At 35.5% G+C, this 16,540-nt stretch carries 16 protein-coding genes; 4 read left to right on the top strand and 12 right to left on the bottom strand.

Features of this window, described 5'->3' with window-relative positions:
• Window positions 1–39: 39 nt before the first annotated feature.
• Together HND39_08640 and HND39_08635 are read left to right on the top strand one after the other, a co-directional pair.
• A complete protein-coding gene (locus HND39_08640) occupies window positions 40–1,230 on the top strand; it encodes a glycine C-acetyltransferase (protein QKJ96345.1) in 1,191 nt (396 codons plus the stop codon).
• A gap of 63 nt (window positions 1,231–1,293) precedes the next feature.
• Window positions 1,294–1,806 (top strand): O-acetyl-ADP-ribose deacetylase, encoded by a 513-nt coding sequence (locus tag HND39_08635; GenBank protein QKJ96344.1) that lies wholly within the window; start codon window positions 1,294–1,296, stop codon window positions 1,804–1,806.
• 1 nt (window position 1,807) lies between these two features.
• Here the strand turns inward: HND39_08635 and HND39_08630 are convergent, their stop codons facing one another.
• The 5 genes from HND39_08630 to eno all read right to left on the bottom strand — a co-directional run bounded on the left by HND39_08630 (window position 1,808) and on the right by eno (window position 6,184).
• A complete protein-coding gene (locus HND39_08630) occupies window positions 1,808–2,026 on the bottom strand; it encodes a type II toxin-antitoxin system HicA family toxin (protein QKJ96343.1) in 219 nt (72 codons plus the stop codon).
• On the bottom strand, window positions 2,026–2,268 hold the full coding sequence (locus HND39_08625; GenBank protein QKJ96342.1) for a type II toxin-antitoxin system HicB family antitoxin: 243 nt from the start codon (window positions 2,266–2,268) through the stop codon (window positions 2,026–2,028). The genes HND39_08630 and HND39_08625 overlap by 1 nt, the downstream gene beginning before the upstream one ends.
• Before the next feature lie 80 nt (window positions 2,269–2,348).
• Window positions 2,349–3,263, bottom strand: coding sequence for a DMT family transporter (locus HND39_08620; protein ID QKJ96341.1), 915 nt, complete (start codon window positions 3,261–3,263; stop codon window positions 2,349–2,351).
• Window positions 3,264–3,413: 150 nt separating this feature from the next.
• Window positions 3,414–4,796, bottom strand: a complete 1,383-nt coding sequence (gene glnA, locus HND39_08615) for a type I glutamate--ammonia ligase (protein ID QKJ96340.1) — start codon at window positions 4,794–4,796, stop codon at window positions 3,414–3,416.
• A gap of 92 nt (window positions 4,797–4,888) precedes the next feature.
• Window positions 4,889–6,184 (bottom strand): phosphopyruvate hydratase, encoded by a 1,296-nt coding sequence (gene eno, locus HND39_08610; GenBank protein ID QKJ96339.1) that lies wholly within the window; start codon window positions 6,182–6,184, stop codon window positions 4,889–4,891.
• A gap of 249 nt (window positions 6,185–6,433) precedes the next feature.
• Here eno and HND39_08605 point away from each other — a divergent pair, with 249 nt between their 5' ends.
• Entirely contained in the window at window positions 6,434–7,333 is a 900-nt protein-coding gene (locus HND39_08605; GenBank protein QKJ96338.1) for an EamA family transporter, read from the top strand.
• Between the two features lie 111 nt (window positions 7,334–7,444).
• On the opposite strand, the gene HND39_08600 is transcribed toward HND39_08605, so the two are convergent.
• From HND39_08600 to HND39_08580, 5 genes are all read right to left on the bottom strand, one after another.
• Window positions 7,445–8,560: a T9SS type A sorting domain-containing protein gene (locus tag HND39_08600; protein QKJ96337.1), complete on the bottom strand. Its 1,116-nt coding sequence runs from the start codon at window positions 8,558–8,560 to the stop codon at window positions 7,445–7,447.
• Between the two features lie 9 nt (window positions 8,561–8,569).
• Window positions 8,570–9,019, bottom strand: a complete 450-nt coding sequence (locus tag HND39_08595) for a MarR family transcriptional regulator (protein ID QKJ96336.1) — start codon at window positions 9,017–9,019, stop codon at window positions 8,570–8,572.
• A gap of 630 nt (window positions 9,020–9,649) precedes the next feature.
• A complete protein-coding gene (locus tag HND39_08590; GenBank protein QKJ96335.1) occupies window positions 9,650–10,081 on the bottom strand; it encodes an arsenate reductase ArsC in 432 nt (143 codons plus the stop codon).
• The gene (gene arsM / locus HND39_08585) at window positions 10,078–10,881 is read right to left on the bottom strand and encodes an arsenite methyltransferase (protein QKJ97939.1); all 804 of its coding nucleotides are present in this window, start codon (window positions 10,879–10,881) and stop codon (window positions 10,078–10,080) included. Before arsM ends, HND39_08590 begins: the two co-directional genes overlap by 4 nt.
• Window positions 10,882–11,122: 241 nt before the next feature.
• On the bottom strand, window positions 11,123–11,440 hold the full coding sequence (locus HND39_08580; protein QKJ96334.1) for a winged helix-turn-helix transcriptional regulator: 318 nt from the start codon (window positions 11,438–11,440) through the stop codon (window positions 11,123–11,125).
• Between the two features lie 180 nt (window positions 11,441–11,620).
• Here HND39_08580 and HND39_08575 point away from each other — a divergent pair, with 180 nt between their 5' ends.
• Window positions 11,621–13,789 (top strand): universal stress protein, encoded by a 2,169-nt coding sequence (locus HND39_08575; GenBank protein QKJ96333.1) that lies wholly within the window; start codon window positions 11,621–11,623, stop codon window positions 13,787–13,789.
• Here the strand turns inward: HND39_08575 and HND39_08570 are convergent.
• Entirely contained in the window at window positions 13,786–15,414 is a 1,629-nt protein-coding gene (locus tag HND39_08570) for a glucose-6-phosphate isomerase (GenBank protein ID QKJ96332.1), read from the bottom strand. The two genes, HND39_08575 and HND39_08570, sit on opposite strands and share 4 nt — an antisense overlap.
• On the bottom strand, window positions 15,411–16,514 hold the full coding sequence (tal, locus tag HND39_08565) for a transaldolase (GenBank protein QKJ96331.1): 1,104 nt from the start codon (window positions 16,512–16,514) through the stop codon (window positions 15,411–15,413). Before tal ends, HND39_08570 begins: the two co-directional genes overlap by 4 nt.
• Window positions 16,515–16,540: the final 26 nt, after the last annotated feature.

Below are 16,540 nucleotides of genomic sequence, written 5' to 3'. Positions count from 1 at the left end.
TTTTGTAATCTTTTAATTGTGTAATTAACAGGAGAACAAATGTTTACAAATATTAAAACACATTATTCAAATATTATTGAGCAAATCAAACAAGATGGACTTTTCAAAAATGAGCGTGTTATCACTTCTCCACAAAGCGCAAACATAGAAGTTACAGGCGGACAAAAAGTTTTAAATATGTGTGCTAATAATTATCTCGGTCTCGCAAATAATCCTGATATAATCAAAGCAGCAAAAGAAAGTTATGATAAATGGGGTTATGGGCTTTCATCTGTAAGATTCATCTGCGGAACACAGCAAATTCATAAAGAGCTTGAGAAAAAGATTTCCGGGTTTCTTGAAATGGATGATACAATCCTCTACACTTCCTGCTTCGATGCGAATGGCGGATTATTTGAAACAATATTAAATGAAAATGATGCGGTTATAAGTGATGAACTAAATCACGCAAGTATTATAGATGGAGTAAGATTGTGTAAAGCACAACGATATCGTTATAAAAATAACAATATGAATGACCTCGAAGAAAAATTAAAAGAAGCAAAAGCAAATAACGCAAAGCAGATTCTGATTGCAACTGATGGTGTGTTTTCAATGGATGGATACATCGCAAACCTGAAAGGAATTTGTGACCTTGCTGATAAATACAATGCAATGGTAATGGTTGATGATTCTCACGCAGTTGGTTTTATGGGTAAGCACGGAAAAGGAACTCATGAACATAATAATGTTTTGGGAAGAGTTGATATAATAACTGGCACATTAGGAAAAGCACTCGGTGGTGCAAGTGGTGGTTATACATCTGCAAGAAAAGAAATTGTGGAATTACTCAGACAACGATCACGTCCATATTTATTTTCAAATACGGTTGCACCAAGTATTGTGGCAGCATCTTTAAAAGTTCTTGAAATGCTTTCTTCAACGACTCATTTACGAGATAAACTCGAAGAGAACACAAAATATTTCAGAGAGAAAATCAAATCAGCAGGTTTTGAAATTAAAGACGGTATTCATCCAATTGTACCGATTATGCTCGGTGATGCAGTGCTTTCACAAAAGATGGCTGCACGATTACTTGAAAAAGGAATTTATGTTATTGGGTTTTTCTATCCTGTAGTACCAAAAGGCACGGCAAGAATCCGTGTACAGATTTCTGCAGCTCATTCAAAAGATGATCTGGATTTTGCGGTAGAAAAATTTGTTGAGGTGAAAAAGGAGATGGGAATATAATGCCTCCCCAACCCCTCCAAAGGAGGGGCTTTTTATTTTAATGAACAAATATTAAAAAATTGAATGATGAGAATTGAACTTTACAAAGGCGATATCACCAAACTAAAAGTTGATGCAATAGTCAACGCAGCAAATACTTCTCTTCTTGGCGGTGGTGGAGTTGATGGAGCTATCCATAGAGCAGCCGGACCAGAATTACTTAAATTCAACAAGAAGCTTGGTGGATGCAAAACAGGTGAAGCAAAAATTTCTCCGGGATTTAATCTTCCAGCAAAATTTATTATTCATACAGTCGGTCCGGTTTGGAATGGCGGAAAACATAATGAAGATAAATTACTTGCTGATTGCTACATCAATTCATTAAAGCTTGCAGTAGAAAACAAAATAAAATCAATGGCTTTCCCTGCAATTAGTACGGGTATTTATCGCTTTCCATTGGAGAGAGCAACAAAGATTGCTATTACTGAAGTGAAAAAGTTTTTAGAGAAAAATGACTCTATTGAGAAAGTAATTTTTGTTTGCTTTGATGAGGAAACTTATGAGATTTATAAAAGTGTTTTAGCTTCTAAGTATTAACTCAGAGTTTTACCCATTCACTAATTTCTATTTTAGCTTGTTTTAAAATTCGTATCAGCAATTCTTTTCCAATTTCGGATTTATGTGGGTTTGGAATAGTTAAAGTTAATTTATCTCTAATCATAAACTGATGCTTCCCCCCAGAATATGGTCCTACAAATCCAAGCTTTTTCAAAAAATGAATTAACTCTTTTCTTTTTAGTGGCTTAACAGTTGGCACTAAGCTACATCAACTATTTTAAGACTTAGTCCTTCTACTTTAGGTATCTCAAGATTCCGTGAGACTCTGAGCAGAATCCATTCTTCCAAGACCTCTTTTAATTCATTCCGACATGTTTCAAGATCAGAAGCACTAGCATAGACGCCTTCAAATCCAGGAATTTCACCATAATAAGATCGATCATCTTGAAGAATTTCATAATGCGCTTTTATCATCGCTTTGTTTATATATTCTAATAACATTTATATGCTCCAATTATTTATTTAAAATTATTGAATAAAGGTAAGATAATCAATTCTCATTAAGAGCTATCACCTCTATCTCACCTTAAAAAAATTATCGCTGCACCAATTACTGCCACAAATGCACCTGCAATTGCTTTCCAATCCAGCTTTTCATTAAAATAAAATCTTGAGATGGGTAACATAATTATAGGCATTGTTGCCATTAATGTTGAAGCAATTCCAACTTTTGCATACGCAATTGCTATAAGGCTTCCTGTAATTCCGAGCACAGGTCCGAATATGGTTCCAATTAAAATTACTTTCGCAGAGTATTTGTCTTTGGAATAAATCCTAATTGGATTTTTATATCTTTTGAACATAGAAGCTAAAGGAAGAATAATTATTGATGCGGAAAATAATCTTATAAAGCTGGCTGCAAATCCATTCAGTTCTCCACCCTGCCCGTTAAGTGCCGCGTTTTCTAAAAAAGCAAACTTTGCGAATATTAATCCGCTTGCCTGACCAAGTGCACCAAGAAATCCGTAAAATATTCCAAGTTTGTTAAAAGTAATACTGTTCGTCTCACCTGTTTTTTTTTCTGATACAACAATCAATATTCCTGCAATCGTTAAAACCATTCCGAACATTCCAAGATATGAAATAACTTCATTCAAAAAGAAGAATGCAAGTATGGAACTAAGAACGGGAACAGATGCCATTAAAATTATACCAAGCCGTGCGCCAATTAATTGAAAAGATTTAAACAGAAATGAATCGCCCAGAACCAAACCAAGTATTCCGCTGATTACAAGATTTGAAATCTGGTTGAAAGATAAATGCAGACTGATGCCGGAAACGAAAATGATAAGAAAAAGCAGAATGCTTGCGAATGCCATTCGATCAATATTGACCTGAATTGCACCGACTCTTCTTGATGCATTTGTAAATGCATACGAAGTTATAGCCCAACAAAAAGCTGTTGCGAGTGCTGCTAATTCACCAACAAAGTTCAAATATTTTCACTCATATTTTAAAAGAAAGACTAAAATTAATAAAGCCCGCATAAAAAAGCGGGCTAAACTTAAATAAGATAATTTTTATTAAAAAATTCTGTTCAGTCAATTGAAATAAAAAATATTTAAAATATTTTTCACCACAAAACATTAAAGATTAAAATACATCTTATATTCAAACGGATGCGGCATCGTACCAATAGAATGAATTTCTTCATTCTTTATCTTCACCCATTGATCAAGAAGTTCATCTGTAAAAATTCCGCCGCGATGTAAAAAGTCGTTATCTGCTTCCAAAGCATCCAAGGCTTCAGCAAGATTTCTCGGAAGAAAATGAATTTTACCTTTGTAGTCATCTGCCAGAAAGTTTTTATCGATAGGTCCGAATCCTTCTTTAACCGGATCGATTTTGTTTACAACACCATCTATTCCGGCAAGAAGCATTGCGACTAAACATAAATACGGATTTGCAGTTGCATCTGGTGGACGATACTCAAACCTGGTTTCATCAGGATTAGAAATGTATTTCGGAATTCGTACTGCGGATGCACGATTACCCTGTCCGTAAGTCAATGCGACAGGTGCTTCAAAACCTGGTACTAATCGTTTGTATGAGTTAGTACTTGGATTTGTAAAAGCAGAAAGTGCCGGACCATGTTTTAAAAGTCCGCCAATAAAAAATCTTCCAAGCTCGTTGATGTTACCATACTCGCCTTTTTTATAGAAAGCATTCTTTCCTTTTTTGGTAAGATATAAATGAAGATGCATACCGTTCCCGGCTTGCTGGTACATCGGTTTCGGCATAAAGGTAATGTACAATCCTTTCTGTTTCGCAAAGTTGAACAGAATATATTTTGTGGTTACAATGTTATCACCAGAGTCAAGTAACGTGGAGAAATATGTTTCAATTTCCTGCTGACCACGTTCACCTACTTCGTGATGATGATATTTAACTTTTACACCTTGATGAATTAAAAGTTTTGTCAGCTCATCTCTGAAATCATCATACTCATCAAATGGATTTGCAGCGTGGTAAGCTTTTTTATAAAACTCTTCAGCGTGTTCAACTCTGTAAAAAGATGATGCCGTTCTTGTATCGAATTCAACTTTGGAGAAGATATAAAACTCAAATTCTGGTCCCCACCATGAATGCTCTGCCCCGGTAGTTTTTTTCAGAAGCTCTTCTGCTTTCCTTGCAATAAATCTTCCATCCTGATTAAAAGGAGTCCGTTTAGCATCCGTTAAAACAATATGTGAATAGAAACTTAAAGTTGGTGCATCCCGAAATGGATCTATTTTCGCAGTTGAAAGATCAGGAATAAGTATCATATCACTGTTCTCAACTTTTCTAAAACCGTAGCTCGAACCATCGAATCCTACACCCTCACTCAATAGTTTCTCAAGAATATTCGGATAATATGGAAGTGTGATATGATGTAATCTTCCAACCAGATCTATCGCTTTAAGATCAATGAATTCTATCTTGTTTTTTTTGATTATGTTGTTACAGTACTGGAGATAATTGTTTTTCATAAATCGACCTTTTTATGGTGTGTATTTTTTTCAACTATAATTTTATTAAAGATAAAAATGCCCGGCAGAATTCAATCAACCGGGCTGAGGAATTACATATTGTAATTCAGTGCATCAAGTCCTGGGTAAACCGCTGTTGCATCCAGTTCTTCTTCAATCCGAAGCAGTTGATTGTATTTAGCAATGCGATCAGTTCTGGATGCAGAACCTGTTTTTATCTGACCGGAATTGGTTGCAACCGCAATGTCAGCAATCGTTGTATCTTCGGTTTCACCGGAGCGATGACTGATAACACTTGTGTAGCCATTTATTTTTGCAAGTTCAATTGCATCGAGTGTTTCAGTTAAAGTTCCAATCTGATTAACTTTTATCAGAATTGAATTCGCCACACCGAGCTCAATTCCTTTTGCAAGTCTGTTTGTGTTTGTTACAAAAAGATCGTCACCAACAAGCTGAATTTTATCTCCGATTTTTTCAGTAAGTAATCTCCAGCCGTTCCAGTCATCTTCAGCAAGACCATCTTCAATTGACACGATTGGATATTTACTTGCCCATCCAGCCCAATAGTCAACCATTTTCTCAATCGGGATTTCCTGATTTGGCGCGGATTTAAATAGATGATATGCATTTCTTTCTTTAATGAAGAACTCACTTGCAGCAGGATCGAGAGCAATTGCAATTTCATCACCAATCTTGTAACCAGTTTTCTGAATTGCTTCTAGAATTACTTCAATTGCTTCTTCATTCGATCTGAGATTTGGTGCGAAACCACCTTCATCACCAACGGCTGTGTTGTAGCCTTTTTTTGAAAGAACGGATTTTAAAGCATGAAAAGTTTCCGTACCCATTCTCAAGGCTTCAGCAAAACTTGGTGCACCAACAGGCATAACCATAAATTCCTGGAAGTCAACATTATTATCAGCATGTTTTCCGCCGTTTAAAATATTCATCATCGGAACAGGCAAAGTTTTTGCATTTGTTCCTCCGATATATCTATAAAGCGGGAGATCAAGAGAAGCAGCAGAAGCTTTTGCACAAGCAAGTGAAACTCCAAGAATTGCATTAGCGCCAAAGTTTGATTTGTTTTCCGTTCCATCAAGATCAATTAAAAGATTATCAATCGATACCTGATCAGAAGCATCAAGTTCAATTATTTGATCTGCTATTTTTTCATTTACATTCTCAACTGCTTTTTGAACTCCTTTGCCGTTATAACGATTTTTATCACCGTCACGTAATTCAACAGCCTCGTGTTCACCGGTTGATGCACCGCTTGGAACGGCAGCTCTTCCGATAACTCCGCCTTCAAGCATCACTTCAACTTCTACTGTGGGATTACCTCTTGAATCAAGTATTTCTCTTGCAATTACATCAATAATTGTGGTCATTTTATTCTCCGTGGGGATTTCAATTAATTATAATATTTGTGTTTAGAAAATTACCGAACTCGGCTTGGCTAAACAAGCCAAAGATAGAATGTGAATGGTAATTAAAGATAAAATAAGACAAACAAACCGAATGTTCACTTTAAATATGTGATAAGGATAACAACCACTCAACCGGTCATCAAATGTAGATTGCTGCTTGAAGTTATTAGTCTATTTTTACAGCCATTAATAAATTAAGTATCATATCAAATGCACGAGAAGTACGGATTAAAAGCTTATCTTGCCTGGTTAACAATTTGTATAGTGTGGGGAACTACTTATTTAGCAATCAGAGTTGGGGTTAATGATTTACCACCAATGTTATTTGCTGGCTTGAGGTGGATTATTGCTGGATTGTTGATGACAGTATTTTTAAAACTGAGGCAATATAAGTTCCCTAGATTAAAAGATTTGAAGCAGCTCGCGATAGTCGGGATTTTGCTGCTCGGACTCGGAAACGGTTTGGTAGTTGTTGCTGAACAATGGCTGCCAAGTGGATTAACCGCACTCATTCTCAGCACACTTCCATTTTGGGTTGTTGGTATTGAATTTTTTCTTCCTAACAAACCAAAAATAAATTTATTTATAATTACCGGATTATTTTTAGGTTCAGCAGGAGTTGTTTTAATATTTGCAGAAGACTTGAAAATCTCTTTGGAATTTAATGTAGTGCTTGGTGGTTTGTGTTTGCTCGGTGCTGTGATTGCATGGGCAGCGGGCAGCATATACTGGAAATATAAAAAATCCGATGTTAAACCTATGATGGGCGCCTCAATACAAATGCTGATTGCCGGAATATTACAGACCGCACTGGGTTTAATTCTTGGTGAACAAAATAGTTTTCATCTTACACAGAACGGGGTGCTGGCTTTTGCTTACCTGATAATTTTTGGGTCAATAATCGGTTATGCTTCATACATTTATTCAGTTACAAAACTTCCGCTTTCGTTGCTTTCAACTTATGCTTATATCAATCCCATCATCGCAATTTTTTTGGGATGGTACATTCTAAATGAACCGCTGACTATCACAGTTTTTGTCGCTTCAAGTTTAATTTTAATTGGTGTCACAATGGTTAATCGAGGCAATACATTATCATTAAGGAAATAGATAAGCTGGTTAAAATTTCATTATTCAGAGTGGAACGAGGCTTTCAATAAAACATCAGGTGCTTATGTATAAATAAAATACTTAAGCACCTGATCAATTATATCATTTAAACTATTTGTTCATTATCATCTTTTTAGTATTTGCAAATTTTCCAGCATGCATCTTGGCAAAATAAACTCCGCTTGCAACAATGTTACCTTTACTATCACGTCCATCCCAGGTTACTTCATACTTTCCTCTTTGATACAATTCATGATCAACTAAATTTCTAATCAATCTTCCTTGAATGTCATAAACTGCGAGGCTAACTTTTTCAGTTTCAGAAACCGCGAACTGAATTTTAGTATTTGGGTTAAATGGATTTGGATAATTTTGACTCAATTCAAATGCGTTTGCAGACCCAATAAGAGTCTCGACTGCTTGTGGATTGTGTGGGTCACCGTGACATGGCTGACAATCCATTCTTGTCATTACATTGTTGAACCCGGTTGAACCATGACAGCTTAAACATGCAGTAACAGAGGCTGGATCAACATAAGATGGTACAAATGTTCCAGCAAAGAATTCGTTAAGTATTTTAACTGTTTTTGCAGCACAATCTCCCGCAATACGTGCACATCTTTCTTTCCTTTCCACATCACTCACTTTCTTATTAGCAGCTATACACCATTCAGTAACAGATGTATGACACAAAGGGCTTCCGGAAATATTTTGCACCAGATCTCCATCAAAATTGTGTACCAGGTAACCACCACTAACACCAATCTGGTTAGCTTCATCAGAGGGTAACTCTGCTTCTGTGTACCATCCTTGAAGTTCTGTTAATAGTGCACCGGACGGCGTTTTTTCTGTAGCTAAACTTATAAGTGCCAAACCTCCATTTATTGCACCGCAAAGAGTTCCCCATCCGGAAACTCCACCACGACCATAAAGCATTATTTCCATTGGAAGACTTGCCCAGGGTTCGCCAATTGCTGTTGCAAGTGCTTGAACTATGGCGCCGAAAACTCCCGCACAGCAGTCTTTACCATTCCAATAAAGATTATGTGCTTGAATTCTTACCGCTTCAGGATCTAATTGTGTATATGGCCAAGGCCAGGGTGTTACAGGTGGTTTCGCATTTACAGCAGTTGTTATCAGGCTTGTTGCACCGGCAATTGCAGTTATACCCACTGCTGCTTTCGAAGATTTTAATAAAAAATCTTTTCTTGTAAGGTTGTTATCCATAAAGAACTCCTATCTTTGATTTTTTGTTTTGAAAGTATGATAATTAATTAGCTCGTGATTTTCATCAATAAGTTTTTTAAAATTTTCACCCAATTCTCCAGGTACCATAGAAAGTCTTTTTATTAACAACTCATTTATTTCATTGGCAACCTGATCTGAAGTCAGTTTACCCTGCTCAGTTAAAAGAAGCTGGACAAATCTTTTATCTTTTTTATCGAATATTCTGAGAACGAAAGCTTTCTTTTCAAGTGAACTAAGGACTTTGGAAGTGTTGGTTTTTGAAATTGATAGATGCCCGGATAATTCTTTGACTGAACTAATTTCAAGATTGGATAGAATAATGAGAGCATTTCTTTCATTTACTGAAAGATGATATTTTCTGGATATGATTCTTCCAACATCATAGCAGAAACGATTAAGTGAAAGGAGAAATAATGAGTGATTGTTTAGTTTTTCCATCTGTTCACTTTCTTCAACAATTGAAAAGTTTCAACTACTGTGCCCGGAAAATTTTGAACTCAGACTTGTTGAAGCGAAGAATAAACTTTAGTGAACCAATGGAAAATAAAAGAAATGATGTTCACCCATAGAATTTTCTATGACTAAAGGAATGAATATTTCTAATAATCAGGAAATTGATTCTCGATAAAAAGATTGCTGAACTGCGGTGATGATTTTCTATTTACAAATACTTAATAAATAGAAATAAAGTGAAAGAATAAATTGTTGACAGATAAGAAATAAATATTTTTCTTTTTAAATCTGGTTTATAAATAAAATATTTTATCTAAACACATAACACAACATCAACCAATACAACTTAAACTGGTCATTAATCCGGTGGAATATAAAAGCAGCAAATGATTCATCTGAATTTATTTCAAATACTGCAATTTTAATTATGGTGATAACTGCAATGGAAAGCTCACAATTGTTGCTTGATTAAATGAATGAGAGAGCTGCTGTTTTACACATCACCATTTTTTTCACAGATAAAATGAAACAAGGAACATTATCACAAAGTACAGAAACAGCGGTATCTTTATTCCCACAAAATCGAATAGCGATAGATAAAAGAAAATCTTTTAGTTATTGATCACATTTTTGTTTTAGTTTTTTCAGATACAACTCATAAAAATCTTTTTTGATTTCATCCCTGACTCTTCTGTAAACGCAAATAATTTCTTCTTCCGTTCCAACTGCATCTGCAGGATCGTCAAAGCCGATATGCAATCGATACTTTACATTTCCAATAAAAACAGGACAGGTCTCTTTTGCATTATCACAAACTGTAATTAAGTAATCAAAAGATTGATGTAAATATTTATCAACATTTTCAGCGATACCTTTGCTGATATCAATACCGATTTCCTTCATTGCTTTGATGGCAAAAGGATTTACTTTTTCAGCCGGACTTGTACCGGCAGAATACACTTCAAGTTTTTTATCGAATGATTTAAGAAATCCTTCCGCCATCTGACTGCGACAAGAATTTCCTGTGCATAAAATTAAAATCTTCAATTCTTATATCCGACAACTGTTATGCTGAATATTCCAACTTTATTATTTCTGAACTTTTCGATTTCAGAATCACTTAAATATTCTTTTAACACATCATCAGGAATTTCTATCACTTTAGTTTTTTTAATCTGAACATTATTAAAACCGGTTTCTTTGATTATTCCAATATACTCGTCCTGCTGAAGTGCACCAGCAACACAACCAGCGTACATTTCTGCTGACTTTTTTAATTCTTCAGGTAACTCGCCCTTTATCACAATATCAGAAACACAGAAATGAGCCTCAGGTTTTAATATCCTGTAAATCTCAGCGAATGCTTTTCGTTTATCGGGAACAAGATTTAGAACGCAATTGCTGATAACAACATCCGCTGCATTATCTGCAAACGGGATATTTTCGATTTCTCCGAGTTTAAAATCAACATTGTCAAAACCAACTTTTAATTTATTAGCCATCGCTTTACCAATCATTTCCAAAGTGAAATCAATACCTATAACTTTACCTTCATCTCCCACAATTGCTCTTGCAACAAAGACATCGTTTCCTGCACCGCTGCCAAGGTCAACGACTGTATCACCTTTTTTTATTCCTGCATACTCGGTTGGAACACCACAACCAAGTCCAAGATCAGCTTCGGCAATATAACCTTCAAGATTTGTATAATTGTCCTGCATTACTGTGTAACCAACTATTTTATTCGATTTTGAGCCGCAGCCGCATCCACAACCTGTTTGATTCTTCACAGCTATTTCGCCGTATTTTTCCTTTACGGTTTGTTTTAATTCTTTGGCTGTTCCCATTTTATTTACCCTTTCTCCGAGAATCGTTTTTATCTGAACTACTGCAGCAAGTAGGTCCACAACAGTTAGAAGAATCATTTGATTTTTCACTCTGTTCATTTTTCTCATGGACATTTTTTTTTGGTTCATTCGGGTTTTTCATTTTTTACTCCTTTTATTTTTATGATAATAAATTCTTTAAAGAATGATCGTGTAAACCTGCAAATTTGAATTCTTGAAATCGTGTAATCCTATAAGCTGATTAACAACAACCAATTTTTGTAAACATTTTATCCAAAGCTGTTTTGGCTTTCAGTAAATTCTTATTGTTTACGCAGTAACAGATTTTTGGTCCGTCGATTTCACCCTGGATTAATCCAACTCTCTTGAGTTCTTTTAGATGCTGAGATACAGTAGCTTGTGCAAGTGGTAACTGATCAACAATATTCCCAACCATACAGGATTCCATCTCATTTAAAATTTTTAGAATTCTGATTCTTGCCGGATGAGAAAGAGCTTTTGCTACATCAGCCAGCCAGATATCTTCTTGTGTAAATTCATTCTTTTTTGAAACTGCCATTAATAACTCCTCAATCGTTCATCGTAAATATACGATAGATTCTAAAAATGTCAATGCCCCTAATCAGCATTAAAATCCGGAGAGAAATTTCCCCTGATAATTCTTTCGATTAAGTGCGATTTTGAGTAGCTTCACGAAAAAAAAATTACGATTTACTTAAGATTATACACTTTTAGCTGAATGACTATTCCGATCGAAATAATACACGCAGCTTTCAACAATGATATTCTGAAACTATTGATTCAGATAGCTGTACTATTGTTCACTGCAAGAATTTTTGGTGAACTTTCTCAAAAAGTTGGTCAACCTGCAGTACTTGGTGAAATATTGGCAGGGATAGTTCTTGGTCCTTCACTTCTGGGAAGTCTGTTTCCGGTTATTGAAAACTGGATTGTACCAACAACTCCGGTACAAATTAATCTGTTTGAAGTTATAACATTAATTGGTGCAATCTTTCTCCTGCTTATTACCGGTCTTGAAACTGATCTTGTACTTATAAAGCATCATTCTAAAAAAGCAGCAGCAGCAGCATTCGGAGGATTGCTCATTCCTTTTGCTGCCGGGTATATTTTCAGCAAATATATACCCGATCATTTTCTTGCAGATTCCTCTCAGAGAATTGTTTTCGAATTGTTCTTTGCTACTGCTATATCAGTTTCGTCAATACCGGTTATTGCGAAAGTTTTAATTGATCTAAAATTAATCAGACGAGATATTGGTCAGATTACAATTGCAGCAGGAATGATTGATGATACCACAGCCTGGATAGTTTTATCCATTGTCCTCGGCTTAATTGGTGGAGGAGCGATCACAGCCAGTACAATAGCTTATTCATTCGGGAAAGTAATATTATTTGTAATACTGAGCTTCTATTTTGGAAAGCTGATTATAAAATATTTGATATCATTCACACTTAGCAAAATATCTTCCAGGGATAAAATCCTGACACTTGTGATTGTTTTTACTTTTGCAGTAGGTGCGATTGCTCAAGCTATTCATCTTGAAGCCGTACTGGGTGCATTTGTTGCAGGAATGATAATAGCCCAGCTTCCTTCGATTCCAAAAGATTCAATTGAGAAAATTGAAGGCATCACCTTTGGAATTTTTGCTCCAATATTTTTCGCTGGCGCCGGTTTGAAGGTAAATGTTCTTTATTTATTCAGAACCGATCTTCTTCTTATTGGTATTTGTTTAATAGTTGTTGCAGTACTTAGTAAAATAATTGGAACGTACCTGGGTTCAAGGCTATTGACAAAAACCGATCACTGGACTGCATTGAGTTTTGGCGCTGGTTTGAACGCAAGAGGTGCTATTCAAATAATTGTTGCAACTATCGGTCTATCATTCGGTATCCTTTCACAGGAAATTTATTCCTTAATAATTATTACCGCAGTTGTCACTTCTCTTATGGCTCCTGTTATGTTAAGATGGACGCTGAGTCATGTCAAAATTGAAGATGAGGAATTAAAAAGACTTCAAAAGGAAGAACTTCTACGAGATAATATTCTCAACAGAATTCATCGGGTGCTTTTGCCTGTAAGAACAAGAGATACAAGTAATGTTACTCTTTCAAAAATGATTGAGGCAAGAATACTTGAACGAATCGGAAGAAAAACAAAAATTGATGTAACTCTGTTTACCATTTCTGAAGAAAAAGACAAAACGAAAAGTCAGCAATTCCTGAATACGCTTGCAGGGTTTTTCAACAAATTCCCTGTTAGTAAAAAAATTATTGAAAGTAAAAACAGACTTGAAAGTATTCTTGAAGAAGTGCGGAAAGATTATGATTTGCTTTTAGTTGGTGCAACTGAGAAACAAAAAAATTCTGAAATGCTTTTCAATTCAATTGTAGATAATCTTGTTCGTCTATCACCTTGTCCGAGTATAATCGTTCAAAGCAGAAATGTTGATGAAGACTGGAGACCAAGCAGAATCCTTGTGCCAACAAACGGCAGTGTTGCATCAAAGAGAGCCGCCGAAGTTGCATTTGGAATTGCTTATCACGATTATGATCAGGTTCACATTCTAAATGTTGTTGAAAGTAAAGATAGTTTTGCCTCTCTCGATATTGAAGGAAGCGTGACGGAACGCAGATTATCTTTTGCTTATCAGATTGTAAACGAATTGAAAAAACTTGGTGAATCACTTAATGTTAATACTTTCACCGAAGTTGAAATCGGTGAAGATCCTGATAAAGTTATATTGAAAATGTCGCGTGAAAAGAATTTTGACTTAATAATTTTGGGAACAGATGTAAGACCAGGTACAGATAAATTATATCTCGGTCCAAGAGTTGAAAGAATACTGAACAATTGTACTTGCCCCGTTCTGGTAATTAACGGAGCTTAAACTACTATCTTCGATACTGACTCAATAATATCTTTACCAAGGTTAATCGTTAGAACTTTTCTTTTATTATCGATTAATACCTGTCTGTCTCCCAGTGCCTGAGCTTTAATCAATGTTCCGAAAGAAATTGAAGAACGATTGCTTCCGGCTTCATCCGGTATTGGTAAATCATTTTGAATTTCAGAAATAAACTGAATGAAAAATCCGTTTCCAGAATCTCCTTTATGCAACTGACCAGTTGAATGAAGATATCTTGGACCATAACCAAGAGTTGTAGCAACTTTATATTTCTCTAAAATTTTTAATCTTAATGATTGAAGCTGCTGCCAGCTTTTTTTATCAGGTTTTATATAAGCCTGAATAGCCATATAATTTTGACCGCTTTTTGTAGTTGAAAGGAATGATGAAATGGATTGTTGAGACATTTCATTTTTCAACTCAGGAAGTTTTCCATTTTCCTGAAATTCTTTTACCATTGTTCTTGCGATTATTTTAGCTGACTCAACATTTGGCTGATCAAAAGGCTGGATCCCGATCAAATGTCCTGCAACAGAAATTGCAAATTCCCATCTGAAAAATTCAGCACCAAGTTGATAAATATTATTCATCGAAAATTCAATTGTAGGAAAGCCGGCTTTTTTTAATTTATTTATTCTATCATCGAATTCATTGTCACCTTCAATTTTTAAATAAACAAATATTCTGTCTTTGCCGTAACTGTTAACTGAAGCAGATGGTTCAAGATCTACAGGCAGTATCCCTTTACCGTTTTTTCCTGTGCTTTCAGCAATTAATTGTTCAAGCCAGCCACCAAGATGCTGTATCTTCGGTGAAGTAATGATTGTAACTTTATCAACGGTTGCATTGGCAAGCGAACCGAGAATTATGCCGAGTACTGCGCTCGAATTTTTTTCTACGGCTATAAGCTTACTTTCATTTTCCATATTTAATAATTCATCAAATAACTTTTCAATATCAACACCGACTAATGCTGCCGGAACTATTCCGAAAAGTGAAAGCGCTGAAAATCTTCCACCGATATCAGGATCGTTTAAAAATATTTTTCTGAATTTCAATTTCTTTGCAATTTCCTCTAATCCGCTTCCAGGATCAGTTATTGCAATAAAGTGTTTAGAAACTTTTTCTTTACCGAGTTTCTTTGATACGGTGTTAAAAAAATATTTCATAAAGGACATTGTCTCAACCGTTCCGCCTGATTTTGTTGAAACAATATATAATGTTTTCCCGGGATGAAGTTTTTTTTCGAATTCGGAAATTGCTTCCGGGTGTGTGCTGTCTAAAACATGAAGATCAAGATAATCTTTTTTAACTTCGAAGGTTAATCGAAAAACTTCAGGAGCCAAACTCGATCCACCCATTCCCATCAAAAGTGCATCGGTGAATCCTTCTTTCCGTACATCATCAACAAAGGATTTAATCTCGGCAAAAGATTCTTTTGTAACTTCACTGCAATCGAGCCAGCCAAGCCGATTCGATATCTCAGTTGGTTCGTTTCCCCAAACAGTAAAATCTTTTTCCCATATTCTTTCTATTATTCGTTCACTGTTTAGCTGTTCAATTTTTTCTTTAACTACACCGGAATACAGACCAAGATCATACTTCATACACTGACCTCAGCTTTAAACTTTTTCACTTTCTGCTTCAAACTTTCGAGCAGTGATTCAAATGAATGAGAAAAAGCTTTCACACCATCATTTAAAAGCGTATCCGTTATTTTATTCAAATCTATTCCGAGTTCTTTTAATTTTTTCAGTTGAGATTTCGCTTCACCAATTCCTTTATTTAAAGTAAGTTCAACTTTACCATGATCAATAAATGCATTTATAGAATCGATTGTCATTGTATTTATAGTATCGTTTCCTATTAACTCGTCAATATAAAGTACATCAGAATAGTTCGGATTTTTGGTGCTGCTGCTGGCCCAAAGTAGTTTTTGTTTTCGGGCACCTTTTGCTGCAAGGTTTTCCCAACGTTCACTGCTGAACATCTCCTCCGAAATTTCAAAAGCTATTTTTGAATTTGCAACAGCAATTTTTCCTAAAAGATCTTTATTACCTTTTGCTTCAAGTTCTTTATCTACAGCAGTATCAACACGGCTCACAAAGAACGAAGCAACTGATGCATGTCTGCGAATATCGCCGCCAGCAGCATCGTATTTTTCCAGACCAGCCATAAATGCTTCAACAACTTTCCGATAGCTATCAGTGCTAAATATTAATGTTATGTTAACATTAATTCCTGAAGCAAGTGTTTCAGTTATTGCAGGCATACCTGCGTCTGTTCCGGGAATCTTTATCATAATATTTGGTCTGCCTAATTCTTTGAAAAGATGCTTCGCCTGCCTGATCGTTTCTTCAGTATTATTTGCGAGAAGCGGATTGACTTCAATACTGATATAACCATCGTCTCCGTCCGTTTCATTATAAACTTTTCGCATCTCATCGGCTGCAATCCCGATATCTTTCAAAGTAAGCTTTTCCAGAATATCTTCAACTGAGAATCCTTTCAACATTAGCGTTCTTATATCTTCATCATAGTCAGAACTTTTTGAGATTGCCTTATCAAATATTGTAGGATTTGAAGTCATCCCTCTTACACCCATTTCTCTCAGCTTTATCAGATCACCGCTTGTTAAAAGTTTTCTGCCAATGTAATCAAGCCAGACTGATTGCCCCAGTTTTTCTAATTGATTTAACTTAGTCATAATTTTTCCTCTTCAATTTATTAAGA

It is taken from the genome of Ignavibacteriota bacterium (assembly GCA_013285405.1).
Classification (GTDB): Bacteria; Bacteroidota; Ignavibacteria; order Ignavibacteriales; family Ignavibacteriaceae; genus IGN2.
This window is presented reverse-complemented; position numbering and strand designations above follow the sequence as displayed.

Bases quoted from the DNA above. Each gene is read 5' to 3' on its own strand.
- HND39_08595 (QKJ96336.1), bottom strand. From the start codon at position 9,019: ATGGAAAAACTAAACAATCACTCATTATTTCTCCTTTCACTTAATCGT.
- HND39_08605 (QKJ96338.1), top strand. From the start codon at position 6,434: ATGCACGAGAAGTACGGATTAAAAGCTTATCTTGCCTGGTTAACAATT.
- HND39_08580 (QKJ96334.1), bottom strand. From the start codon at position 11,440: ATGGCAGTTTCAAAAAAGAATGAATTTACACAAGAAGATATCTGGCTG.
- HND39_08640 (QKJ96345.1), top strand. From the start codon at position 40: ATGTTTACAAATATTAAAACACATTATTCAAATATTATTGAGCAAATC.
- HND39_08575 (QKJ96333.1), top strand. From the start codon at position 11,621: ATGACTATTCCGATCGAAATAATACACGCAGCTTTCAACAATGATATT.
- tal (QKJ96331.1), bottom strand. From the start codon at position 16,514: ATGACTAAGTTAAATCAATTAGAAAAACTGGGGCAATCAGTCTGGCTT.
- HND39_08570 (QKJ96332.1), bottom strand. From the start codon at position 15,414: ATGAAGTATGATCTTGGTCTGTATTCCGGTGTAGTTAAAGAAAAAATT.
- HND39_08600 (QKJ96337.1), bottom strand. From the start codon at position 8,560: ATGGATAACAACCTTACAAGAAAAGATTTTTTATTAAAATCTTCGAAA.
- HND39_08635 (QKJ96344.1), top strand. From the start codon at position 1,294: ATGATGAGAATTGAACTTTACAAAGGCGATATCACCAAACTAAAAGTT.
- eno (QKJ96339.1), bottom strand. From the start codon at position 6,184: ATGACCACAATTATTGATGTAATTGCAAGAGAAATACTTGATTCAAGA.
- HND39_08625 (QKJ96342.1), bottom strand. From the start codon at position 2,268: ATGTTATTAGAATATATAAACAAAGCGATGATAAAAGCGCATTATGAA.
- arsM (QKJ97939.1), bottom strand. From the start codon at position 10,881: ATGGGAACAGCCAAAGAATTAAAACAAACCGTAAAGGAAAAATACGGC.
- glnA (QKJ96340.1), bottom strand. From the start codon at position 4,796: ATGAAAAACAATTATCTCCAGTACTGTAACAACATAATCAAAAAAAAC.